This window comes from Acidobacteriota bacterium, from assembly GCA_016700075.1.
Taxonomy (GTDB): Bacteria; Acidobacteriota; Blastocatellia; order Pyrinomonadales; family Pyrinomonadaceae; genus OLB17.
Genome location: CP065000.1, coordinates 1554872 through 1577278, shown reverse-complemented (window position 1 = coordinate 1577278; position 22407 = coordinate 1554872). Strand labels below are relative to the sequence as shown.

21 protein-coding genes are annotated in these 22407 nt (G+C 53.2%); 8 read left to right on the top strand and 13 right to left on the bottom strand.

Translation table 11 applies throughout. From position 1 onward, the window contains the following. Position 1: 1 nt before the first annotated feature. Positions 2 to 448: a hypothetical protein gene (locus tag IPM50_07070; GenBank protein ID QQS34321.1), complete on the top strand. Its 447-nt coding sequence runs from the start codon at positions 2 to 4 to the stop codon at positions 446 to 448. Next, entirely contained in the window at positions 445 to 828 is a 384-nt protein-coding gene (locus tag IPM50_07065; GenBank protein ID QQS34320.1) for a group III truncated hemoglobin, read from the top strand. The genes IPM50_07070 and IPM50_07065 overlap by 4 nt, the downstream gene beginning before the upstream one ends. Positions 829 to 837: 9 nt before the next feature. Here the strand turns inward: IPM50_07065 and IPM50_07060 are convergent, their stop codons facing one another. Genes IPM50_07060 through IPM50_07050 form a run of 3 tightly spaced genes read right to left on the bottom strand, consistent with a single transcriptional unit; the run spans position 838 to position 3595 of the window. Beyond that, positions 838 to 1485 carry a Crp/Fnr family transcriptional regulator gene (locus IPM50_07060; protein QQS34319.1) on the bottom strand — a complete coding sequence of 216 codons (648 nt, stop codon included), beginning with the start codon at positions 1483 to 1485 and terminating at the stop codon, positions 838 to 840. Continuing rightward, the gene (locus IPM50_07055) at positions 1482 to 2351 is read right to left on the bottom strand and encodes a UbiA family prenyltransferase (protein ID QQS34318.1); all 870 of its coding nucleotides are present in this window, start codon (positions 2349 to 2351) and stop codon (positions 1482 to 1484) included. The genes IPM50_07060 and IPM50_07055 overlap by 4 nt, the downstream gene beginning before the upstream one ends. A gap of 35 nt (positions 2352 to 2386) precedes the next feature. Further along, the gene (locus IPM50_07050) at positions 2387 to 3595 is read right to left on the bottom strand and encodes a hypothetical protein (protein QQS34317.1); all 1209 of its coding nucleotides are present in this window, start codon (positions 3593 to 3595) and stop codon (positions 2387 to 2389) included. A 183-nt stretch (positions 3596 to 3778) separates the two neighbouring features. Between IPM50_07050 and IPM50_07045 the strand changes: the two genes are divergently transcribed. Next, entirely contained in the window at positions 3779 to 5116 is a 1338-nt protein-coding gene (locus tag IPM50_07045) for a nucleotide sugar dehydrogenase (protein QQS34316.1), read from the top strand. A gap of 1 nt (position 5117) precedes the next feature. Continuing rightward, entirely contained in the window at positions 5118 to 6215 is a 1098-nt protein-coding gene (gene wecB, locus IPM50_07040) for a UDP-N-acetylglucosamine 2-epimerase (non-hydrolyzing) (protein QQS34315.1), read from the top strand. Here the strand turns inward: wecB and IPM50_07035 are convergent. Further along, positions 6212 to 6649 (bottom strand): rhodanese-like domain-containing protein, encoded by a 438-nt coding sequence (locus tag IPM50_07035; GenBank protein ID QQS34314.1) that lies wholly within the window; start codon positions 6647 to 6649, stop codon positions 6212 to 6214. The two genes, wecB and IPM50_07035, sit on opposite strands and share 4 nt — an antisense overlap. Further along, positions 6639 to 7100: a thioredoxin-dependent thiol peroxidase gene (gene bcp, locus IPM50_07030; protein ID QQS34313.1), complete on the bottom strand. Its 462-nt coding sequence runs from the start codon at positions 7098 to 7100 to the stop codon at positions 6639 to 6641. The genes IPM50_07035 and bcp overlap by 11 nt, the downstream gene beginning before the upstream one ends. A 72-nt stretch (positions 7101 to 7172) precedes the next feature. On the opposite strand from bcp, the gene IPM50_07025 reads away from it, so the two are divergent. After that, complete coding sequence (locus IPM50_07025) at positions 7173 to 7742, top strand: hypothetical protein (GenBank protein ID QQS34312.1); 570 nt, start codon at positions 7173 to 7175, stop codon at positions 7740 to 7742. Here the strand turns inward: IPM50_07025 and IPM50_07020 are convergent. The 4 genes from IPM50_07020 to IPM50_07005 form a co-directional block, all read right to left on the bottom strand. Further along, positions 7678 to 8079: a hypothetical protein gene (locus IPM50_07020; protein ID QQS34311.1), complete on the bottom strand. Its 402-nt coding sequence runs from the start codon at positions 8077 to 8079 to the stop codon at positions 7678 to 7680. The genes IPM50_07025 and IPM50_07020 overlap by 65 nt on opposite strands. A gap of 54 nt (positions 8080 to 8133) precedes the next feature. Further along, positions 8134 to 10434 carry an alpha/beta hydrolase gene (locus IPM50_07015; GenBank protein QQS34310.1) on the bottom strand — a complete coding sequence of 767 codons (2301 nt, stop codon included), beginning with the start codon at positions 10432 to 10434 and terminating at the stop codon, positions 8134 to 8136. A gap of 138 nt (positions 10435 to 10572) precedes the next feature. Next, positions 10573 to 12366 carry a signal peptide peptidase SppA gene (gene sppA / locus IPM50_07010; GenBank protein QQS34309.1) on the bottom strand — a complete coding sequence of 598 codons (1794 nt, stop codon included), beginning with the start codon at positions 12364 to 12366 and terminating at the stop codon, positions 10573 to 10575. 94 nt (positions 12367 to 12460) lie between these two features. Then, positions 12461 to 13045, bottom strand: a complete 585-nt coding sequence (locus IPM50_07005; GenBank protein QQS34308.1) for a methyltransferase domain-containing protein — start codon at positions 13043 to 13045, stop codon at positions 12461 to 12463. A gap of 110 nt (positions 13046 to 13155) precedes the next feature. On the opposite strand from IPM50_07005, the gene IPM50_07000 reads away from it, so the two are divergent. The 3 genes from IPM50_07000 to IPM50_06990 all read left to right on the top strand — a co-directional run bounded on the left by IPM50_07000 (position 13156) and on the right by IPM50_06990 (position 18879). After that, positions 13156 to 14565, top strand: a complete 1410-nt coding sequence (locus tag IPM50_07000) for a sigma-54-dependent Fis family transcriptional regulator (GenBank protein QQS34307.1) — start codon at positions 13156 to 13158, stop codon at positions 14563 to 14565. Between the two features lie 284 nt (positions 14566 to 14849). After that, positions 14850 to 18011, top strand: a complete 3162-nt coding sequence (locus tag IPM50_06995) for a TonB-dependent receptor (protein QQS34306.1) — start codon at positions 14850 to 14852, stop codon at positions 18009 to 18011. Between the two features lie 109 nt (positions 18012 to 18120). Beyond that, a complete protein-coding gene (locus IPM50_06990) occupies positions 18121 to 18879 on the top strand; it encodes a sulfite exporter TauE/SafE family protein (protein QQS34479.1) in 759 nt (252 codons plus the stop codon). Here the strand turns inward: IPM50_06990 and IPM50_06985 are convergent. The 4 genes from IPM50_06985 to IPM50_06970 form a co-directional block, all read right to left on the bottom strand. Then, positions 18865 to 20328, bottom strand: a complete 1464-nt coding sequence (locus tag IPM50_06985; GenBank protein ID QQS34305.1) for a protein kinase — start codon at positions 20326 to 20328, stop codon at positions 18865 to 18867. The genes IPM50_06990 and IPM50_06985 overlap by 15 nt on opposite strands. Before the next feature lie 160 nt (positions 20329 to 20488). Next, positions 20489 to 20803, bottom strand: coding sequence for an ATP synthase F0 subunit C (locus IPM50_06980; protein ID QQS34304.1), 315 nt, complete (start codon positions 20801 to 20803; stop codon positions 20489 to 20491). A 262-nt stretch (positions 20804 to 21065) separates the two neighbouring features. Beyond that, positions 21066 to 21968 carry a F0F1 ATP synthase subunit A gene (gene atpB, locus IPM50_06975; GenBank protein ID QQS34303.1) on the bottom strand — a complete coding sequence of 301 codons (903 nt, stop codon included), beginning with the start codon at positions 21966 to 21968 and terminating at the stop codon, positions 21066 to 21068. A 15-nt stretch (positions 21969 to 21983) separates the two neighbouring features. Beyond that, positions 21984 to 22379 (bottom strand): ATP synthase subunit I, encoded by a 396-nt coding sequence (locus tag IPM50_06970; protein QQS34302.1) that lies wholly within the window; start codon positions 22377 to 22379, stop codon positions 21984 to 21986. Positions 22380 to 22407: the final 28 nt, after the last annotated feature.

Below are 22407 nucleotides of genomic sequence, written 5' to 3'. Positions count from 1 at the left end.
GATGCACATCAAGACGTTAAAAATAGCGGTGCCTTTCCTTTGTTTCGGGATGGTCTTGGCCATCTCATTCAGGGAGGCGCCGCTCAAATTTCAGGCTCCGGGGATCACGATACCGCTGGGTTTAGGGATCGGGCGGCTTGTATTCTTCGCGCTCAACAAGATGGAGATCGTCTGGGCTTTGCTGCTACACATCGCGTTCGTTCGAGATCACCCTAATACGCGGACGATGAATATCACGATCGGCATGGCATTTTTGATCCTGTTTCTTGAGACGGTCTGGCTACTGCCGTTACTTGGAGCACGGACGGATAAGGTGATCGCCGGAACCGCGGAGCCGTTTTCCAAATTGCACGTTGTTTATATTGTTTTAGGCGCGATAAAGCTGATCTTGTTAGCAGTACTTGGGATCGCGACAACGCGACGAGCGATCGCAGGAGCCGCGACATGAAACAGGACATCGAAACCCGTGGCGACATAGATCTGCTGATGCGTGTCTTTTACGATCGTGCGCTCAGCGACGACGTGATCGGCTACATATTTACTGACGTTGCAAAGCTCGACCTCGACGGGCATTTGCCGATCATCGGTGATTTTTGGGAGACGTTGCTTTTTAAAACGGGCGATTACGCACGCCGCGGCCGTAATCCGATGGAGGTGCATCGGCAGCTTCATCTCAAGTCCGCGATCGAACCGAAACATTTCGCGAGATGGCTCGAGCTATTCACGAAAAGTGTCGACGATAATTTCGACGGGCCGCGGGCGGACTTCATTAAGATGCGTGCAAAAGCTATCGCCGGTCGTTTTCAAGAGAATCTAGGTTTGAACTAGATTCAACAATCAGCCTCGCAGAAACTGCCGCAATGGTGCGACGTCATCGATCAAGATCTTTCCGTGGACTATCCGAAGATAGCCGAGATCGGCAAATCGGCGGACGACGCGGATGGTCGTCTCGGTGGTAAGGCTTGCCATTTCGGCGATGTCTTGGCGGCGAACCGAGATCTTTAGCGGGAATGCAGGTTCTTGTGCCTCGGTAAGCTTGATGAGGACATTGCCGACGCGATGCTCGGGCGATGCGGTAGCGAGATTGTGTATGATCGCGGATTTTTCCCGCAGCATCTCGCACGTCCATGCGATCACCGCAAGGGCGAATTCTGACGATTCCTTCAAGAGCTGAATAAAGTCACGCCGGCCGATGTTGAGCAGGATGGTTTCCTCGATCGCGACGGCAGTTGACGGATACGGAGCACCATCAAACACAGGCGGCACCGCAAACATCTCGCCGGCACGAAATATCCCGATTATCACCTCTTTGCCCGGTTCGAGCGAACGGATCATTTTTACTGCGCCGGAGATGACTATTGGTAAAAAATCAGCTGCCTCGCCCTCGGCAAAAATACGTTGGTCGATATGGTAAGAGTGCTTGTGTCCGGTCTCGATCAATCTCGAGCTCAATTCAGGGCTGATGTTGTCGAGGAGTTGTCTCATGGCCTGAAGAGGACCGCTCCGCCGAATGTTATCAGCAAGATGATGCTTACGAAAGCGTTTGTCGTGAAAAATGCGGCATTCATTCTGCTAAGGTCGTCTGCCTTCACGAGGGTGTGTTGATAGATCAGCAAGGCTCCAACGGCGATGACTCCGATGAGCGACGGCCAACTGAGTTCTGCGACGGAATAAAGCAGGACCAGCACGACGAACGCCTGCAGGTGAAAGAGCCGTGCGATCCACAGCGAATTTTTGACGCCAAATCGTGCCGGTATCGACCGCAATCCCGCTTTGCGGTCAAACTCCTGATCCTGGCATGCATAGAGCACGTCGAATCCGGCCGTCCACATCATCACGAAAAGCGAAAGAAGCACGGGAACTTCACTGTCCAAAGTTCCGCGTACCGCGATCCAGGCTGCGGACGGAGCGATCGCGAGAGCGATCCCTAGGAAAAAATGTGCGAATGCAGTAAAGCGTTTTGCGTATGAGTAACCGAGAACGATCAGCAAAGCGATCGGCGACAGAGCGAACGTCAGCCAGTTGAGCATATACGCTGCAAAGACAAAAACCGCGATCGACACACCCAAAAAGATCCATGCAAACCCTACGGAGAGTTTCCCGCTTGGCAGTTCGCGGTTCGATGTACGCGGATTTTGCGCGTCAATGTCCCGGTCCGCGATGCGGTTGAAAGTCATCGCGGCCGAGCGTGCCCCGACCATTGCCACCGTGATCCAAAGCAGTTGGTTCCATGCCGGTATGCCTTCCGCGGCGAGGATCGCGCCAAGAAATGCGAAGGGAAGTGCAAAGAGAGTGTGCTCGAACTTGATCATCTCGAGCGTTGTTTTCAGCTTGTTCAAAAAGCCCGCCATCGCGAAAGCACGATTTTAACATAATCGGCAGGCTATCAGCCTTTGTTGCCGGTTCGTGCGTTGACCAAACGGGTCGCGTGGCGGCGCACAGCCTCAGGAACATTACGGTCTTTCGTCAATGATGTAAGGTCCCGCAGCTGCAGCCGGTTCATTATCGACATCGAATTCGCGAGCGGTGTTCGAGGGTTCTTCGCCAGTCCAAGCTGAACCGTATAGCTGCGGCTCCATTGGCGGTTCATCGCGATCAGTCGAAGCACTTCCTCGGGGACCGTACGCATAGCGGCGATCATTTCGACCTCCTGTTCCGTGATCCGCGGATTGTTGATAACGGCGGACGCGACCAGCTTATTCGGATCGCGGATCAGGATATTGCGTGCTTCGCGGTCGCCTTTCATGCCGAGTTTGACGCGGTCTTTCACACCCATTCGCATGACGCGCGTCAGCATCGAGATGCGGTCGCCCGGCACCTCTTCCTCTTCGAGTTTCAGCTCGCCGAGGATTTTTTCGAAAGCCGCTTTCCTCTGCTCTTCGGACTCCTCGTAGATCTCCTCGATATACTCTAGAGCCAGCCACGAATCATCGGTTTCCCGGTCAAGGACCTCGATGTGCTTTGCGAGGAACAAGGCGTCCTCAACGTCCATTTCGTCCGCGTTCTCTGAAGTCTCAAAGAATTCAGCGGCGGCTTCATGTCCGCGGGCCCGCAGTTCGTTGGCGATCTGCTCCGCACCACGCTCCTTTTCGAAGAATTCGCGTTTGATCTCCGCTGCACGACGGTCTGCCTCTGCCGTGCGGGCCGGATTCGAGATCAATGCGTCGAGGATGGACGGATTCTGGATCAGGAGCTGCTGATTAAGAGTGATAAGCTCCAGCAGGCCGCCGTTTTGCGTCGTTTTTGCGAATTGTGCGATCGCCGCCGCCGGCGTTCTTGTGTTTGCAAGAACTGATTCGTGGATCGATGCGGGCAGATCGGTACGTTTGACAAAGTAGGCAAGAACGCTCGGCGCTGTTTCGGCCGAGCGAACCGAAGCCTCGATGTCAGCGGTCTGCTGTTCCCCCAGGGCACGCTGTGCATTCGCACGCAGTTCTTCATCGGAGGCATCGGCAAGATGAACGAGCAGTTCAAAAAGATCCGTCTGCGGCAGCGGCAGAGCTCCGCGCGAGGCCGCAAGCTGCGCGGGACGCGGAGCCGTTCCCTCCAGGACCGCTCGAACGACCGGATTGTTTGAGGTGATCTCAAAACTCATTTTGTTTGCGGAGGTTCGCGTTGATTCGAAGTTTCAATCCTATTCGGACCGAAGTTCCGTTTAAGTTTAGCAGAAGACGATATTCTTGACTAACAACATTGTTTCGCATAGCCTTGATGGTTGACGCAATTGCAGTTCCACAGCCTATTTATACCTCGCTTATTGATCGTTTTTTAATTAAACATGCTGAAAGACCAGTTGATCGGACTTATTAATGACCGTAATGCGCGTGTCGGCGTTATCGGGCTCGGCTATGTCGGGCTGCCGCTGATCGTCGAATTTGCTCTTAAAGACTTTGATTGCATCGGTTTTGAGGTCGATACAAAGAAGTCGCATGAGATAAACAACGGACGTTCATATATCGTTGACGTTCCTGATGAGAAAGTACACAAATGTGTCTCGTCCGGAAAACTCGCAGCGACAACAGATTTTAGCCGTCTGAATGAATGCGACGTCATCATCATTTGCGTCCCTACGCCGCTTCGCAAAACTAAGGATCCGGATATGTCCTACATCCTCACCGCGGGCGGCGAGATATGTAATTACATGCGTCCGGGACAGTTGATCATCTTGGAATCGACGACATACCCGGGGACAACTGACGAGGTCCTACAACCTATGTTCGAGGAAAAGGGTTTTGTGCTCGACCGTGATTTTCTGCTCGCGTTCTCGCCCGAACGCGTTGATCCGGGCAACCCGCAGTTTCAGACGCACAACATTCCCAAGGTCGTCGGAGGTGTTTCGGACGATTCGACCGCTGCAGCATCGGCGCTTTATTCGCAGATCGTTGACACGGTGCACGAAGTCTCCAGCGCACGTGTTGCCGAGGCCGCTAAGCTTTGGGAAAACACCTTCCGTGCGATAAACATCGGCATGGCGAACGAAATGGCGAAGGTTTGCAACGCTCTCGGTATCGACACTTGGGAGGTCGTTCGTGCCGCGGCGACAAAGCCTTTCGGTTTTATGCCGTTCTTTCCGGGGCCGGGAATCGGCGGCCATTGCATCCCGCTTGATCCGCATTATCTTTCGTGGAAAGCAAGGCAGCATGGTTTTGATTCACAGTTCATCTCGCTTGCTGAGCAGATAAATTCAACGATGCCTAATTACGTCGTCGAACTGGCATCCACTGCCTTAAATGATGACAAGAAAGCAGTCAACGGCTCGAGGATATTGATCCTCGGAGTTGCATACAAGAAAGACATTGACGATATGCGCGAGTCACCTGCTCTTTCGATCATCGATCTGCTGCGTGCCGATGGAGCCGATGTCGTTTACCATGACCCGTTCGTACCTGAAGTGACCTTCGATCACGCGTATACGATCGGTGATGGAGAGCCGTTATTCAACTCCGAATTGACCGATGAGATCATCTCAGGTGCTGATTGCGTGATCATCTGCACGGAACATTCCAACGTGGACTACGACCGTGTTTGCAGTTTGGCAAAACTCGTCGTTGATACACGCAACGCTCTGTCTAATGACGTTCGCGACGGTGCATCGGCCAGGATCGTGAGGCTGTAAAATGCTTAAGGTCATTCTCGTAGCGGGGGCACGCCCAAATTTCATGAAGGTCGCGCCGATCTATGCCGAGATGAAACGGCGGCCCGACGAGTTTGCACCTTTGATCGTTCACACGGGCCAGCATTACGACGCGGCAATGTCGAATGCATTTTTTGATGATCTGAAAATGCCGCGGCCTGATATTTACCTCGGCGTCGGATCGGCATCGCATGCAGTTCAAACCGCCAAGATAATGACAGAGTTTGAGCCTGTTGCGATTGAACATCAGCCCGACTGGGTCGTTGTCGTCGGCGATGTCAATTCGACAATCGCGTGTGCCTTGGTCTGTGCAAAGCTGGGCATCCGCGTAGCACACGTCGAGGCAGGCCTGCGTTCGCGGGATCGAACAATGCCGGAAGAGATCAACCGGATCCTGACCGATTCCATCTCTGATCTGCTGTTGACAACGTCTCAAGATGCCGATGAGAATCTCGCTGCTGAGGGAATACCGGCTGAGAAAATTAGATTCGTCGGCAACGTGATGATCGATTCCCTGCTCGATCATCTAAGACTCAGCGAAGATTCGAGTATTCGAAGCGATCTTGGCATCAACGCAAAAGATTACGCGGTGCTCACGCTTCACCGCCCATCGAATGTTGACCAAATAGAGACCTTCTCCGGCATTGCTGATGCTCTGATCGAGATCGCTGAGAGGCTGCCGATCGTGTTTCCTGTGCATCCGCGGACTCGAGCAAAGATCGAGGAATTTGGCCTCAATGGCAAACTCTCCGATGCCGACATAATGTTGGTCGAGCCGCTCGGTTACCTCGATTTTATGCGTCTTTACAGCGGAGCAAGGCTAGTGTTGACTGATTCGGGCGGATTGCAGGAAGAGACGACGGTGTTGGGCATTCCGTGCCTTACTCTTCGCAATAATACTGAACGGCCGATAACGATAGAGATGGGAACTAACGTCTTGGTCGGGACGGACCGTCACGTGATCGTTGAAGCCGCGATGAAGGTAATGGACCGTTCATCGACCGATTCGGACACAAAAATACCGCCGCTCTGGGATGGCAAAGCGGCGGGGCGTATTTGCGACGAATTGCTAAGGTTCTAATCTCCGCTTGCCATCGGATATCCGGCGTTCTTCCATGCCGCCGTGCCGCCGACCAAGGCGTACGTATTTGCTATGCCTTTTTGGTTCATTTGGTAAGCGAGTGCCGCGCTCGTGTGCTCAGCCGCACAGGAACAGTAGACGATTATCTTCTTGTCTTTCGGCAAAACCCCGTAAGCCTCCTCAGATGAGCCCCAAACAACATTCAGTGAATCGGCGATCCGTTCGTGCTTGAATGCGAATTCCGGTCTTGCATCGACGATCACCGCAATGCCGGCATCGACGTCTTTTTTCGCTTCGTCGACGTTGATCCGCGGAACATCAGCGTCGTTTGCATAAGCACGATATGCCGGCAAGCTGTTGCTGGTGCAACCCGAAACCAGAGCCGCTGCTACGACGGCCAAAATAAATACGCCAATACTAGAATTACTTTTCACCAAAAGCCTCCAAAACCTCATCGGCGTGCTCCGCGACCTTTACCTTGTCAAAGATCTTCACGATCTTGCCTTTTTCGTCGATCAAAAAGGTCTTACGGTGCGTGCCCATATACTTTTTGCCGTACATCGATTTTTCGCCCCAAACGCCGTAGGCCTCAACGATGCTTTTGTCCGTATCTGCTAACAGATCGAACGGCAACTGATATTTGGAGATGAATTTCTGATGCGCTTTTTCGTCATCGACCGATACGCCGAGAACCACAATACCTTTCTTTTTGTAAACATCGTCAGAATCGCGAAATGAACACGCCTCTTTTGTGCAGCCGGGCGTGTCATCTTTCGGATAGAAATACAACACGACCCGTTTTCCCTTATAGTCACTGAGTTTTACTTTCGTGCCGTCCTGGTTGGTCGTCGTAAAAGCAGGTGCCTTATCGCCTTCGTTGAGCATATCTCTCCTAGTTCAATACTGTGATTTTAACATGGAAGATATCCGCAGGTATATTTAAGCTAGGTACGTCTGATGAAGTTTCTCTCCGAAACAACAGCCCTCGCCCGGCTATCTGCTCAAAGAGATGCTTTTCGCCGACGGATCGTCTCTGAGTACGAGTTTCGGGCAAAGGATTGCTCGAAATGCGAAACTCAAGGCGTTTGCTGTACTGACGAGCATTTTGTTAATGTCCGAATCACTCGACTCGAGGCTGTGGCGATCAAGAGCGTGATCGAAAATTTGGATGTCCGTCAAAAAGAGTCCGTTCGTGAGCGCATCAAGGCCGCTTCAGAGAATATATCGTCGGGAAGGGAATTCTTCGCGTGTCCTTTATACGTAAAAGGCACCGGCTGTTTGGTTCATGACCAAGCAAAGCCGATGCCGTGCATATTCCACGCTTGTTATGAAAGCCGCGATGATCTTCCGCCCCAAGAGATGCTCGATGATGCAGAGTCTGTTGTCGCGGATCTGAATGCAAGGACCTACGGCGTCGGGACCCTGCTGCCGATCCCGACCGCTCTCGCTAACACGTTGTGGACTAGTTCGAACGCCGTAGACGACCGCCGAGCACTGTCATCGGATATAGCATCAGAACAAAAATGATGTGATACCAGGCAGGGGCGAGATTCCAAAACATATACTCCACGCCCACGCCTACAACTACCAGTATCGCTCCGAGGAACATTGTTACACGTCTATATTCGCCGGCGACGAGTGCTGCGATATACCCGCCGATGATGGATGTAATAAAACTGCGGATCAGGTTGACCACGGCGATCAACGGAGAAGAATTAAGCACCTCGCCGTTTACAAATGCCCTTTCCGCAGCCGCAGAATGCTCAGCAAATTCACCCCAAAAGCGGCCCAGTGTTCCTTCGCTGCCAACCCAAACGATCGACCAAGCTATGAAGCCCGCAACGACGCCAAGTACTATCCGCATAAATGCCCTCCTAAGGAAATGTTGCGGAAATCGTAAGCCTGATGCCTTCAAAAGTCAACGCGGCGCGTCAGTCCATGTCGTGACGACGATTCGATGTTCGCCCTCGCCGGTATTTTCGATCTTCAGCTTCCATGATGCGGCGGAGGTCGGTTTGTCATAGAAGAGGGAACGGAACCAACTCCGCGATCCGGGCGATCCGGCATCATCCCGCCCAACAACTTGTCCGTTTGCGTTGATCAGCGCAACTGAGATAGCGGGGTCGGCCATGAACGTAACGCCGAAATTTGACGCTGCCGCAACGGGGAGCTCTATTTCGACCGTCTGTTTCGCGGCGACATCGACTGACCTCGCGAAAGGATCGGAGCGTACTGACGGAACGATGCCCGGACCATCGACGGCAAACCAAGGCATAGCCGCTCCATAGCTTCGGGGCCGCAACGGCGTTCTTTCGTCTCCCTCGATCAAACTAGCGGCTTGGGGCGCTTCAGGAGCGGCAGGGTTGTGGTTGCCTTTCGGGCCGATAGCCAATCGCGGTTTCACAAAATTAGAGAAATCGGTCGTGCCCGTAAGATCGGTGTGAAGATTCTTAGATTCGGCGGTATCGCTGATGATCCATTTAGCCGAAGGCACCGAGACGACGCCGTCATTCCATACCACGGACTTGCACATTGTCGGCAGAGGATTGCCCGCGAGAGCGGAGAATTTCACACCTTTGCGCGCCGTGTTGATGCGGTTAAAGCCCTCTGCATGATCCTGACGAAGCTGCCTGACAGCCTCGACCCTGTTTCCGGTCAGTTCAAACGCAAGGTCCATTACGTCTGCACACGGTGAACCCATGTTCGGCGTTCCCAGCATTATCAAATGCGAGACCTTAGGGCGTCCGTCCGGCGACCGGGCGTCCATGATCTGGGATATGTAGTACCGCGAGATAAGACCGCCCATTGAGTGGGCGACTATGTCCACATGCCATGCGTTGCGGTCTTCCTGAGCGTATTTGATATATTTCTCCAACTCCCGGGCATTCTCGGCGATCGAATTCGTCGGCTGTGTAGATAGAAACGAACCGCCCGTGTTCATGACGCCTTTATCCGGTTTTTCGCCGACGGGAAATGCTTTCCAGTCATATGAATGCGCTGTTGTGAGGATATTCTGCCAAGTTTCCCATGCCTTCCAATTGCTCCATAAACCATGAACCAACACCAGCGGTTTTGGCGCCACCTTTAGATTCCTGGTCATCTCATCGATCTTTTTCCCCTTTTCCTCAAGCTCAGCTTTGATCCGCTGTAAATACCGCGGCCGTCCATCGTCATACCAGGAATATCCGGACGAGTCCCAGATCATCTCGATCTCTCGCTCTTCGCCTGCGTCCAGTCTGAACGAGGTTTCAGCGTCTGAAAGAGCCGCGTCGGGCCGTGAGCCGTCCCATTTGTCGCCTTTATATGTTTCTTTAAATCTCACCGTGCCGCTCTTCGATTCGCCTGAAGCATTCAATACTGTAGCTTTGATCTTTACGAAGTTGCCGTCGATGGTTCCTGCCTGTTCCGAAACCTCATGCCAATCATCCCAATTAGGGAATTTCATTTGTTCGAAGCGGAGATCTGTTATCCGAAGCGGTGCACCGCATTTTTGGAGATTCCAAGTGATGGTCTCGGCGACATTTCCCGGAAGGCTAAGAGTATAAGATCCGGAAATACGGTTCGGATCGCTCGGGTCGACCCGATCGGTGCCATCGCTCGTCAATGAGTTTCCATCGATCGTGGTTTCGGACCTCGGCGAAGTTAGCGTCTTACCCTCTTTCGGCGTACATTGACCGCTGTAGCTGGAGGTCGTTTCGCCGCTTACCTGGCCGCGTATTTGGGGCAATCCGACGCTAACGGAATATGTGCCGTCATCATTAACGCCGATCGAAACATTGGCAGTTTCCGTGGCATTTGCGCTAGCGATCGTCTTTGAGGTTGACGTGCCCCGCATATCCTTCCACGTTTTGCCGCGGTCACAGGAGTTCTTTTCGACTGCGTCCACTTTTTCAATCGATGAAAACGAATGGTTGATCGTCGCTCGACCTGTGCTTGAGCCGTTTTGCTCAACGGATTCAACCACCGAAACGCGGGCATTGTATTCGTATTTCATCTCCCAACTTCGGGTGTCTTGGCCTCGTCCGGATACCCGTTCGACCGTTTTTGTTTCGCTTTGGGACTGTGATCGCCGATAGGTGACCGTTCCGGTCCATGCAGCAGAACAGGCCGCTGAGGCTTTGGGGCTTGAACGTCGGCTCGCGACCTGGCCGATCGCGAATTGGGAAGTGAAAAGAAACGCTATAACTGCGGTGGTAAAGATTCGGTTCGTTGATCTCATAAATCATTCCGCTTTTGAGAATGGCGGCACCTCATACCGTAAGGCGAAATTGCGCCAAGAAAGGTATCTTTACAAAAGAGAAAATAAAAAAGCCCGGTAATGACCGGGCTCATTTGAAGACGACTCGATCTGTTAGATCTACTTTATCCGCAGCTCATAAGGCATTATGAGCATTGCGTCGCCTGTCGTCATTCGGTCAAAAAGGGAAGAATAGCGGAACGCTCGACGAACGTCGGCAGGCAGAGAGTCAGCGATCATCTTCTCTGTTTTAGCTCCGCTGAAAAGCATTGACTCTTCGGTGTTCAAAAGCGTTTCAATAAAAGGCCGCGGTGCCGGGAACACGACACGCTTGACATCTCTGTCTGAAGGCAGGCCGGCAAGATCACGGGCGATCTCGATAGCTTTTTCAAGGCCTCCGAATTCGTCAACAAGTCCGTTCTCTTTTGCCTGCGTCCCTGTCCAGACACGTCCCTGACCTATGGTGTCTATTTCCTCCACAGACTTTCCGCGGCCGGAGGCGACCTTCGGAATAAAGTTGTCGAAATAGATGATGTTTGCTTGATCGGTCATCTTTTCGCGTTCCTCGGGGGTCCATTTTACTGTCTCACGAAAGATTCCCGCGTTACGGCCGCGCATGACGTATTCGCTCGAAATACCAAGCCAATCATATAGTCCCTTGATCACGGGCTTGCCAAGGAATACACCGATCGATCCTGTAATGGTGGATGGCTGGGCCACGATCTTGTTGGCATTGCACGCAATGTAGTAGCCGCCTGATGCTGCTGCATCTGCCATTGAAACAACAACAGGTTTGCTCTTCTTGGCATTTTCCAGTGCATTCCACATCAGGTCCGAAGCAAGGGCCGAACCGCCGGGCGAATCAACGCGGAGAACAATAGCTTTCACCGATTTGTCGTTAGCGGCGTCGTTAACGGCTTTCACGACGGTATCCGAACCTACCATCTCGCCTGCTAGGGGCCCGCTGCCCGACTTTCCTACATTGATCGCACCGGAAGCGAATATGACAGCGACCTTCTCGCCGTTGTTCAGCCCGAGACTCTCAGACGGGATCTCCTTGTATTGTGATGCTCGAATGGTCCTTAGAGGCTCATTATCGCGATAGTTCAGAGCTCTCCGCAGTTCTTCGTCAACATGTTCGCGATACAGTGCACCGTCGATCAGCCCGAGTTTCAATGCCTGCGGGGCGTTGTGCGGGGCAGTGTCGATAGCGGCCTTGACGTCCTCGATCGGCTTTTTGCGAGTTTCGGCGATGGCATTCGTAAAGCGCGAATAATATTCGTCCAGAACGGCATTTATCACCTCGCGCTGGCCCTCTGACATCTCCGTGCGTGTGTAGCGGTCGGGTGCGTTCTTATATTTCGGGCCTATTTGGATCACGTCGGCCTCGATACCCAGCTTGTCCAGCGAGCCTTTATAGAACATCGCCTCTGCGGCAAATCCGTTTATATAGAGATCGCCCGGCGGAGGCAGAAAGATCCTGTCGGCAGCGGTCGCGATGTAGTATTCGCGATTTGTGCCGATCTCCATGTACGCATAGACCGGTTTTCCGGAATACTTGAAATCAGCGATGGCGTTCCGCAGTTCGTCGGCCTTGGCCCAGCCGATGTCGGGGAAGTTGATCTCCAACATAACGGCACCGATCCGGCTGTCTACTTTTGCTTTTCGCAACTGCGTTAGAAGGCCCGTGAAAGACTGCGGCTGCTGCATTCCCAGTGCCTTGGCAAATGGGTCGTCCGGGACAAAATCAGGCATCGAGCCGCTTATATTCAGCAGGAGGACGCTATTGTCCGAAACCGACGGCCTGTTCATTGAAGTCGCCGCAAATAATAGAGCGACAATTGCAATTATGAACAGTCCAATAAACAAACCACCCAGAAGCAAAAGGACCTTAGCCGATTTTGACATTGCCATAAATCTTTCCCGATCCGGCCGTAAGCAAAGATATGCATGCGGCCGTTGAATTAAATTCTACGTTAAACTACTGCGAAAAGTTTACTTCCACGCTCTAATGCAGGGCCACTCTGCAGTTGATGATGTTGATCACACCCGCAAAACTCTGCTGCACATCTACCAATTCTAAACCGCATTCTTCAGCGGTCCGGGCAGTTTGGCGATTGAAATGGTCATCGATCAAGGCGGTTGTCGCAAGATTCAATACGTCAAAAAATCTTCCAAGAATGCCGTTAGGCCTCACGTGCTCCAGCAAAACCACGGTCCCTCCCGGCCTGACAACCCGGATGATCTCTGCGAATGCTCTTTTAGGCTCAGGTATCGAGCAAAAAACCAAGGTCGCGAACGCGGCATCAAAGCTATCAGCTGCAAACGGCAGATACTGAGCATCCGCGCGAACAAGAGAAACCACAGATCTCTTCGACGAAGCGTATTGCAGCATTTCAGCCGATAGCTCACTTGCCACCGGTGACTGAAAGTTTCCGTAATGCCGAAAGTTCGCACCGGTGCCTGTGCCAATTTCCAGCGTACGTGCTTCATCGGGGACCAATGAAAGAGTCTCTTGACGCAATCGGGCGAGAAACAACCGCTCTGCCGGGGCGAACAGCATGTCGTAGTATTTTGCGAAACTGTCGTACACAGGCCGCATATGCGAAGCTTATCTAACGCCTGACAATGTGCGAAATTAGGATCGTCAGCATCGCTGATCGGCGTTTCTAATTAGCTTTGGATAGTTTATATTGAAAGTTTATGGCAAAGAAGGGGAACATCCTTGTCGTCGATGACGAAGAGATAATGCGCGATGTGCTTGAAGCGATACTCTCAGGTGCGGGGTATAAGGTCGAGCTCGCCCGCACCGGCGAGGACGCAGTAGCTGCTTATTCGGAAAGGCCCTTCGACGTTGTTCTGATGGATGTTTCGATGCCGGGAATCGGCGGCCTTACCGCTTTGGAGGAACTGATCAAGCAGGATCCGGAAGCTGTGATCCTAATGGTGACGGCATATGCGACCTTTGATACCGCCATATCGGCTTGGGAAAAAGGTGCAGCAGGCGTTATCCGCAAGCCCTTCCAAAATGAACAGATACTTGCACTTGTTGCCAAAGGAATAAAGAGCCGCAGAAAAGAAGAAGAACGGCAAAACCTTCGACAGGCGATGTCCCGATCGGTCAAGCGGGAAGGCTTCATCGGGCGTTCTGAGGTGATGGAAGAGATCTTCCGGCTGGTCGATCGCGTAGCTCCTGCCCGCTCAACGGTTCTGATCACAGGCGAAAGCGGAACGGGAAAAGAACTGGTCGCAAAGGCTATTCACGAGGCCAGCCCGCGCGCAAACGGCCCTTTTGTAGTTGTCAATTGTTCAAATATTCCGTCCGAACTGCTTGAATCAGAGCTTTTCGGCCACACCAAGGGAGCGTTTACCGGGGCTATAGCAGCCAAGAAAGGGCTTTTTGAGGTCGCGGATACCGGGACCATCTTCCTTGACGAGATCGGCGATCTGCGGCCGGAGACACAGGTTCGTCTTCTGAGAGTGATACAGGAACGGGAGTTTATTCCCGTCGGCGACACCAATGCAGTGAAGGTCGATGTCCGTATCGTTGCGGCGACGAATGTCGATCTGAAAGAGGCGGTCCGAAATGGCCAGTTTCGCGAAGATCTTTATTTTCGGCTCTCAGTTGTGCCTTTGGAATTGCCGCCGCTTCGCGACCGGCGCGAGGATATTCTCCCGCTTGTTCAGTTCTTCATTAGAAAATATGCGCAGGAGAACGGACGAGAAATTTCCGAAAATCTCGCACCGGAAGTTCTTTCGCTGCTTGAAAGCTACAATTATCCGGGAAACGTCCGCGAGCTTGAGAACATTATCGAACGGGCTATCGTCATCGCACCTGGAAATGAGATAACTACGGACTGCCTGACTCCTGAGGTTCGCGACCCGGAACTTGCTCTGAAGCTCTTTGCGTCATCAGCAGGCGTTTCCGACGAGATCGACATCGCAAAGGGAATAAACTTCTACGACGAGGTCAGGAAGTACGAGATCGATCTGATACGCCGTGCGCTGAAGCAAACCGGCGGCCATCAGTCTCGGGCTGCAAGGCTCTTGGGGCTAAATGCGACCACGCTTAATTCAAAGATCAAAAGCTACAACATTCAGATAGAAAATTAGGCAATGGAATTTTCGGATTTTTTCCGAAATTTCTAATAATTCTCCTCATTTTCGGCACCCGCCGACTCGAGAAGCGGGTTTATTTCCGGCAATTCCCATATCAAACATCTTTGTTAAATCATTGAAAACATTGAGTTAAATCTGAAACCGCGAGACCGCGGGCCGACGCGAGGTCAAACTTTACAAAAAAGTAACGAAATTGGCACAGGTGTTGCCTCTTCGCCAGTGTGTTTTAGTCACGAATTTTGAATTTTGTTGAATTTAACCCCTTAGGAGGATAAGTAATGAAGAGTATGACAAGACTTTTGGTCGTCACTTTCGCCACCATGCTGCTCAGCGCAGCCGCATTTGGCCAGACGATCAACGGTATCATCTCGGGTATCGTCGTAGACGAGACCGGCGCGGTTGTGCCGGGAGCATCGGTTACGGCACGCAACCCGCAAACGGGTTTTACCCGTACAGTGACCACTGACGGCGACGGTTCGTTCCGTGTCGTCGGCCTTCCGGTCGCTTCGTATAACGTCCGTGTTGAAAAGCAGGGCTTCAAAACCTCGGTTAGCGAGAACATTCTTGCGACCGTGGGTTCTGACACCGGCCTTCGCCTGACGCTTCAGACCGGCGAGATCACCGCGGTTGTCCAAGTGACGTCCAGCGGTGAGGTGCTCGACACCACACAGGGCCAGGTCGTCAAGACCGTCAGCCAGGTTCAGATCGCGGAGCTTCCGGGACAGAACACCCTCAACGGACTTGCTCTGTTGAACCCGGGCGTTCTGCCGAACCAGAATGGCCGTCCGGGATCCGGTTTTGCTGTTAACGGCAACCGCACCCGTTCGAACAACTTCACCATTGACGGTGCGAACAACAACGACCAGTCGTTGTCCATTCCCCGTCAGGCACTGCCGTTCGGAGCTCTCGAAGAGTTCACGATCGTAACCAACACCCCGAAAGCAGAGTTTGGCCGCAACGCCGGCTCGTACGTCAACCAGATCACCAAATCCGGAACGAACCGTTTTTCGGGCGAAGGTTTCTGGACTTGGGGCGGCAACGGACTCGATGCACTTACCACAGCTCAGCAGCGCAGCTTTAACGCTAACGTCGCAACGCTCGGCGAACAGCGTGCGCTCCGCAATGCTCGCAGCGTCACGGTGAACAATGCATACGGATTCGTTTTCGGCGGTCCGATCAAGAAGGATCACACCTTCTTCTTCACCAGCATGGACTGGAATGATTTTCGCCAAACGGTCAGCTCGGCTGCACGTCAGGCTTTCTCACCGCTCGCGATCCAGCGTTTGCAGTATGCCGGCCGAACTGGAGTCGTTCCGCAGGCGCTAACATTCATCACCGCGAACTATCCTGTCGCTAACGATCCGACGTCACAGGGTTCGCTTACTCTGACAGGTACGACCGCGCTGGCCACTTGCCCGGCAAATGACCCGACGGATTGTAATGTACTTCCGCTGCAGGTATTCAACCGTGCACGTGATGCGGGTATTCCGTATGGAACTGATTTTGGACGTTATATGTTCAAGGTGAACACCCGTTTCAACAAGAACGACAACTTCTCGGTCCGGTATCTGTATGACAAGAGCGTCAATCCCGGCGCTCCTGCTACGCTTGTCGGTCAAGAGATCGGTCAGACGGTCAAGAACGATTCGTTCACTGTCAACGATTCGTACATCATCAACTCGCGTTGGTTGAATGAAGCCCGCTTCACGTTCAGCCGCCGTGACATCACCTTCCCGGAAAATCTGCCTTTCGCATTTTCGATCGGCGGTTCGGGCGTTCTTACTCGCGGTAACGCAAACTTCCCGCAGTTCAGGAACGACAAGGTGTATGAGTTCACTGATAACGTTTCGTACAACCGTTCGAACCACGCAGTCAAATTCGGCTACAACATGCTGATCTACAAATTGGCCAGCTTCTTTGCACCGAACTTCCGCGGCACGGTTTCCTACGGCAGCATCGTCAACTTCCTGACCGATACGAATGCTTCGTACTCGCGCTATGCAGGCGATGGCCTGACGGACGCAACGACCTATGAGCATTCATTCTTCGTTCAGGATGACTGGCGTGTTAACCCGGACCTCAACGTCAACCTCGGCCTCCGTTATGAATACATAACGACGCCTTACGGCTTCTTCTCGAACGCCAAGCCGGATGTCAACAACTTTGGCCCCCGCTTTGGTATCGCTTGGAACCCGAAAGACTGGTTCGACGGCCGTATGGTTCTCCGCGGCGGCTTCGGTATCTCGTATGACCAGGTGTTCCAGAACGTTCTGCTCAACAACTCGCGTAACTTCCCGCGTGGTGTGAACGTTGCGTTCACGAACATTACCGGACAGCTTCCTTTCGTTAACCTGCCTACGGCTCCGACGCCGCAGCAGTTCACGGGCGATCCGCTTCTTTTGCCGGTTCGTCTGTTCGCTCCGAACGAGCGCGTAAGGCAGCCGATGTCGACGCAGTGGACGCTCAGCATGCAGTATCAGTTGAACAACGACTGGGTTGCCAAGATGGAATACATCGGCAACATCGGCCGCAATCTGATCCGCGAAGTTGAGTCCAACTACGGCTTCACGGTAGCAGCCGGCGGAACGGGCCTCAGGCTCGATCCGACCCGCGGTTCGATCCTGATCGGACAGGGCATAGCTGATTCGTCATACAACAGCGGCCAGTTCACGCTTGAGCGTCGCTTCTCGCGTTTGAGCCTCGGCGGCTTCAACTTTGGCGACATGGTGTTCAACGCGAACTACACGTGGAGCGTGTTCATGAGCGAATCGGATGACGTACTCGGCGGACAGGCCAACAGAACGCTGCCTGCCGATCCGCGTAATCCGAAACTCGACCGTGCACGTTCGGGATTCGATCAGCCGCATAGGTTCGTAACGAACTTCGTCTGGCGCGTCCGTGATTTTGTTAGCCGCGGCGACAGCATCGGCAGCAAGATCGCTGACAGCTTCGCAAACGGCTGGACGATCTCGGCCGTCGGTACCTATGCTTCGGGAACTCCGTTCTCAGTGCTGAACGCCAACAATGCTCTCGGCATCCTGCCGGGACAGATCTCGACCGTTGAAGGTTCACAGCGTGTATCGGTCAATCCGCAGGGACAATATCCCTTGGTTTCGACCCCGACCTCGCCGAACCCGAATGCATACTTCATCGTGAACAATGCGAACTCGGGCATCCTCGGCAACCTCGGTGCAAACACCGAGCGTACGGGCGACACGCAGAACTGGAATATGGCGGCGAGCAAGAACTTCCGCACGTTCGGTGAAAGACAGGCACTCCAGATCCGTATGGATGTCTTTAACGTCTTTAACCGCCGCAACTTTACCGTGAACCCGGCAAACTCTATCGGCAACACGGTGAACACCACCACGTTCCTGAATCTCGGATTCACCAACGTTGGCGGACGCGGATTCACGTTCGGTGCACGTTACACCTTCTAACTTGTTAGACAGGAGTTCCGTGTGAACTTTAAGGCGGCTCTTCGGAGCCGCCTTTTTTTGTTCATCTTCGGCCTCCGGGGCTGCCCTCCTAGCCTATAATCTATCCGTGTTGTCCACGCAGGCCATCATCATCCTCACCGCGGTCTTTCTGATCACCGGGGCTATTGGCATCGTTACCGGCAGCAATTCGCTCATAACCGTGCCGTTGATGTTCCAGTTCGGCATAGAGCCTCGCGTTGCGGTCGCGACCAATATGTTCGCCCTCGTATTCATGGCGCTTGGAGGCACGATCCCGTTTCTCAGGAACGGCGATATTTCGCGAGCGAAAGTAACCCCGCTCGCGGCGATAACATTCTTTGCGTCGGCCCTCGGAGCACTTATTGTAAGTTCGATCGGCGATGCTTCGATAAGGGTCATTGTCAGTGCGGCCATGATCGCGGTCGCTATTTTTATTCTAGTTGTGGGTGAGCCGTCCGATGCCGCGAAAGGACGTTTCGGACCAATGAGGCTGCCGGCCGTATATCTCCTGACCTTTGGGTTAGGCGTCTACGGCGGACTGTTCAGCGGCGGATACGTTACCATACTTACCGCGGTGCTTGTCGGTATCTACGGCATGAAATATTCCGAGGCCATTGCTTCGACCAAGCTGATAAACGTCGTTTCATCAGGCGTCGCGACAGCCGTCTTCATGTGGCAGGGACTGGTGGACTATAAACTAGGGCTGACCCTGGGGGCTGCGATGTTCATCGGCGGTTACGCGGGTGCCACCGTTGTTACCAAGATCAACGATCTTTGGTTAAAGCGGATCTTCCTCACCGCCGTTTTCCTGTTGGCCGCAAAGACGGTCTACGACCTAATTCTCATCTGATTCCGGATCAGGCGGTTTTGTATTGGCTGCCGGCTGTCTGCCGCGGTTCACAGGGTTTGCCGCAGGCGTTTCACGCGGCTGCGGGGTCATCAAAGGCCGCGGGGTTTGTACCGTATTTGGTGTCGGCTGCGTGTTCGCATCACCTAGAGTTCTAGGTGTCGGTGAAGCCGCAGGGGTGACATTATTGGCCGGAACGGGTACCAGGACAATGCCGCTTTCATTCGGCATGAACTGGCTTCCGGAATTGGGATCAATTGTATAAACCTGACCGGGCTGCACGTACGCACCCGGCGGAAGAACCGAATTCAAAGGTGCACCCGGCGGAGGTGCACCGCCGTTCGCCCACGGATTGTAGCCGTCTCCTCCAGGAAGAAGATCTACTGACGTTGACATCAAGATCTCTGCATCGGACATCGGCATCTTTCTCGCCAGATCATCCTCGAGAGCGCCCGTTGCGGGCCCGATCGGCTGGACAGGCAAGCTGGCGGGATCAGCCTCAAGCTGAACCGTCGGGTCTGTTTGCCGCGTGTATGTCGCGTATATCAACCCCGACGCAAGAACGGCAATTCCCACCAGAGAGATGGCCGCGGTCTTCCAAACGCCTTTGCTGCCTGTTGCCGCAGCAACGGCTTTTTCGGTGCCGAGAATGCGGCGGATATCTTCAGCGAGCAATTCTGCCGAGGCATAACGCTCTTCGGGTGTTGCGGCAATCGCCGTCATTACGATCGGTTCGACCGAGGGATGCAAGTCACGTCTGAAGGTCGTCAGCGGCGGCGGGCCCGCTGCGATCTTGGTCAGGAGCTCTGCTGCGTTGCTGCCTTCAAATGGCCGTGCACCGCTCAACATTTCGTATAAAAGGACGCCTAGCGAATAAATGTCGCTTCCTGCACTCGCAGGCTGGCCTCTGAGCCGTTCAGGGGCAGAATACGGTGATGATGACCCTGCGGAATTCGGAAGGTCGATCTCGCCGCCGCCTGCGAATAATTTGACCGTATCGCGGCCTAGCTCGTCGTGCTGCAGAAGAATGGACGAAGGGCCGAGAGAGCTGTAAGCGATCCCGGCGGCATGTGCAGCCTTCAATGCATCAGCTATTTGTGCCGCGACGCGAAGGGCTCTTTCTTGAGCTATAGGTGCTTCTTTCAGGAGATCTAAGAGTGTTCTCGGGCCGCCGGCTTCATAGACAATGTATGCGATCCCGGCAGAGTCGGTGCCGAAATCCGTAATGCGCAGGATATTGTCGTGCGAGATACCCGCGAAGCGCCTTGCGTTGCGGGTGAACGGCTCTGCCAGACGCGGATCCATCGAGAGGGCTTGGGGCAGTAACGCCATCAGGACCGGATCGCCGGTTATCTCATGAATTCCCGAATAGATGTCGCCCGTCGAGCCCTCTCGTATAAGCTCGCCGACGCGATATTTATCCGCCACCAATTTTCCTTCAAATTCGGCCATCGAATATTAGAACGCCTGAAAATTCTTCAGGTTGCAACTAAAAGGATAGAATTCGTGCGGTTGAGTTTCAAGAAAAATCTCGTCCGCTTCTTCAATTCAATAAAAATGCGGACGAAAGGCCGTGGCCAAACGTCCGCAAAGTGTGAATGACAAACTCGGTTTAGAGCTTGACGAAAACGATAAGCAAAGCAAAAAGGACGAGCGATTCGATCAGAGCGAGCGCAATGATCATCATCGTCTGAACGGTACCGGCTGCGCCGGGATTGCGTGCAGCACCCTCTGCCGCACGTGAGCCGACGAGGCCCTGTGCGATACCTGCAAGACCCGCAGCCAGGCCGAAGCCGATGCCGCCGCCGATCGCTTTTGCAGCGCTGACGGTCGATTCGTTATCAGCAGCGCCGCCCTGTGCCATTGCCGCAACCGACATCATAGCGATAGCGAGCGTCGAAAAAAGAACGTATTTGAACTTATTCATTTGTTGTCTCCTATTAATTTATTGAAGACCAAGCTGCATTCATCCGTAAATGGCTGCCGGGGTATGATTTCGCCTCACTTCCGGTATGCGCTTGATTTATACTCCGTGGAGTCAAGGCTCCTGTAGCGTGCGGGCTGAGCGTGGGCCGTAAAATGAAATTGGCCCGGTATAAATGGCCGCCGTTTCACGAGCTTTCTGCTGTCTGGTCCTCAGTTTTTCAAAAATACACTCCCCTTTTTACAGGGCGTGAAACTTATAGATCTTATGCATGAGCGGCCGCAGCAGCGGGCTCGCCATGGGTCTCTTCTTCGTGATGATCGTCGTGGTCGTGGCCGTGGTGACTGACCTCGCTGATGTAGATCATCGAAAGCAGCGTAAATACGAAAGCCTGTACGAATGCCACGAAAACCCCAAGAAACGTGATCACCAAAGGAACAAGAAAATGTGTGAACGGCGGTGCCAGGTTCGATATTTCGAGGAACACCATCTCGTCCGCATAAAGATTCGCAAACAGACGAACACCGAGCGTCAAAGGCCTGATCGAGTTACTGATGATCTCGATAAAAAAGATCAGCACAGTGATCGGCAGCATCAGCATAGGCAGTTTCGGACCCGCAAAGTGGGCAATATGACCGAAAAGGCCATTCTCACTGATGCCGATGTAGTTGTAATAAACGAACGACGAGATACCGAGCGCAAAAGTTACGTTGACCGAAGCGGTCGGCGACATGAATAGCGGAAAATGCCCCATCAGGTTCGAGACCAGGATCAGTACTGCGAATGTCGCAACCACCGGAAAATGCCTGAAACCTTTATCACCGATGATGCTCGTGATCATCCCTTTGATCGCCAAAAAACCGGCCTCAAGCGTAAGCTGGCCGCTGCCAGGGTCTTCCGAAGAAAGCTTGCCCTTAAGAATGTTCACGATGACGACAGTAAGGATACAGGCGATAATGAACATTATCGTGTACCAAGGGATCGCGTTCTCTGCTGTGTACGGTCCGAATACGTTCGCAGCGGTCGTGCCGACGTGTTTAAAAACATATTCGTTCCACAGCGGTTCGGTATATTTGACCTGAAATTGATGAACCGGTTCGCCAAGATAATGGTTGACGAATTGAACGATCAGTGGTGTGTGATGTCCGCCTTCTGCAAATAAAAACATTTGAGATCTACAATATCAATTATTCGATCTGATACTCCTAAAGCCTTGTATCACAGCCGCGATCGCAAAGGCCGCTAGCCCGGCGATCACTGATGCCATCGGAACGGCATCCGTCAGATAAACCAGCAGCAATACTCCGCCAAGCAGAAAGTATCTGAAGATATATCTGGCCGCGACTAGTAAAGTGCCCGTCGACGCATTGCCCGAAAACATAGCCCGGAGTGAACTTTCCAGCCAAAGATAATTGACCAGCGAAAGTCCGCAGCCAAGAACGAATCCGATGCCGGTCGCAGTTCCGCTGACAGCAAAGGCTATCAGCGTCCCCGCGGCCGAGATAACGGCCATTATTTTCAATATTCGCTTGTGCGAGTCGGGCCTTTGCCCATCAGATAGCTGAATGTTCTCGCTCATTGCGAAACGAGTATTCTATCGCGCAATT

Bases quoted from the DNA above. Each gene is read 5' to 3' on its own strand.
- IPM50_07070 (QQS34321.1), top strand. From the start codon at position 2: ATGCACATCAAGACGTTAAAAATAGCGGTGCCTTTCCTTTGTTTCGGG.
- IPM50_07065 (QQS34320.1), top strand. From the start codon at position 445: ATGAAACAGGACATCGAAACCCGTGGCGACATAGATCTGCTGATGCGT.
- IPM50_07060 (QQS34319.1), bottom strand. From the start codon at position 1,485: ATGAGACAACTCCTCGACAACATCAGCCCTGAATTGAGCTCGAGATTG.
- IPM50_07055 (QQS34318.1), bottom strand. From the start codon at position 2,351: ATGGCGGGCTTTTTGAACAAGCTGAAAACAACGCTCGAGATGATCAAG.
- IPM50_07050 (QQS34317.1), bottom strand. From the start codon at position 3,595: ATGAGTTTTGAGATCACCTCAAACAATCCGGTCGTTCGAGCGGTCCTG.
- IPM50_07045 (QQS34316.1), top strand. From the start codon at position 3,779: ATGCTGAAAGACCAGTTGATCGGACTTATTAATGACCGTAATGCGCGT.
- wecB (QQS34315.1), top strand. From the start codon at position 5,118: ATGCTTAAGGTCATTCTCGTAGCGGGGGCACGCCCAAATTTCATGAAG.
- bcp (QQS34313.1), bottom strand. From the start codon at position 7,100: ATGCTCAACGAAGGCGATAAGGCACCTGCTTTTACGACGACCAACCAG.
- IPM50_07025 (QQS34312.1), top strand. From the start codon at position 7,173: ATGAAGTTTCTCTCCGAAACAACAGCCCTCGCCCGGCTATCTGCTCAA.
- IPM50_07020 (QQS34311.1), bottom strand. From the start codon at position 8,079: ATGCGGATAGTACTTGGCGTCGTTGCGGGCTTCATAGCTTGGTCGATC.
- IPM50_07015 (QQS34310.1), bottom strand. From the start codon at position 10,434: ATGAGATCAACGAACCGAATCTTTACCACCGCAGTTATAGCGTTTCTT.
- sppA (QQS34309.1), bottom strand. From the start codon at position 12,366: ATGGCAATGTCAAAATCGGCTAAGGTCCTTTTGCTTCTGGGTGGTTTG.
- IPM50_07000 (QQS34307.1), top strand. From the start codon at position 13,156: ATGGCAAAGAAGGGGAACATCCTTGTCGTCGATGACGAAGAGATAATG.
- IPM50_06995 (QQS34306.1), top strand. From the start codon at position 14,850: ATGAAGAGTATGACAAGACTTTTGGTCGTCACTTTCGCCACCATGCTG.
- IPM50_06985 (QQS34305.1), bottom strand. From the start codon at position 20,328: ATGGCCGAATTTGAAGGAAAATTGGTGGCGGATAAATATCGCGTCGGC.
- IPM50_06980 (QQS34304.1), bottom strand. From the start codon at position 20,803: ATGAATAAGTTCAAATACGTTCTTTTTTCGACGCTCGCTATCGCTATG.
- atpB (QQS34303.1), bottom strand. From the start codon at position 21,968: ATGTTTTTATTTGCAGAAGGCGGACATCACACACCACTGATCGTTCAA.
- IPM50_06970 (QQS34302.1), bottom strand. From the start codon at position 22,379: ATGAGCGAGAACATTCAGCTATCTGATGGGCAAAGGCCCGACTCGCAC.